This is a genomic window from Actinospica durhamensis, assembly GCF_018139695.1.
Classification (GTDB): domain Bacteria; phylum Actinomycetota; class Actinomycetes; order Streptomycetales; family Catenulisporaceae; genus Actinospica; species Actinospica durhamensis.
In genome coordinates this window covers 1-578 of the sequence record NZ_JAGSOG010000679.1, presented here as the reverse complement: position 1 = coordinate 578, position 578 = coordinate 1, and the positions used below count along the sequence as shown (strand labels likewise).

The 578-nt window shown below is 65.6% G+C and carries 1 protein-coding gene; it reads right to left on the bottom strand.

What is annotated here, in order from left to right:
• The coding region (locus KDL01_RS41695) for a lysophospholipid acyltransferase family protein (RefSeq protein ID WP_212534238.1) at positions 1–451 on the bottom strand (451 nt) is incomplete at its 3' end.
• Between the last annotated feature and the right edge of the window lie 127 nt (positions 452–578).

Below are 578 nucleotides of genomic sequence, written 5' to 3'. Positions count from 1 at the left end.
CCACACCCACCGGCACGATCGGAGCCTGCGACTTGAGCGCCAACCAGCCCACCCCCACCTTCGCCCGGTACAGCCGCCCGTCCAACGACCGCGTCCCCTCCGGATAGATCCCGAACGCCACCCCCGACTCCAACACCTCCAACGACGTGTCCAACGCCGCCTGCGCCGCCCGATGATCACCGCGCCGCACCGGCACCGCCCCGATCCCGGTGAAGAACCCCTTCATGAACAAACCCTTGATCCCCGGCGACGTCCAGTACTCCTCCTTCGCCAGGAACGCCACCCGCCGCGGCGCCACCAGCGGAATGATGATCGAATCGATGAACGACAGATGATTCGAAGCCAGAATCACCGGACCCGACGCCGGAATGTTCTCCCGACCCTCGATCCTCGGCCGCCAGATCACCATGGTCAACCGGGCCACCAGGACCTTCAGAACCGCGTAGAACACGCCAAGCCTCTCTCTGTCCGCACACCGCCGAACGACCGACCACTCGGCCACGACGGTACCGAAGAATACGGCCTCCCCTCGATCGAGTGGCAACCCGACGACACCATCCGGACAACCACCCCCAAGC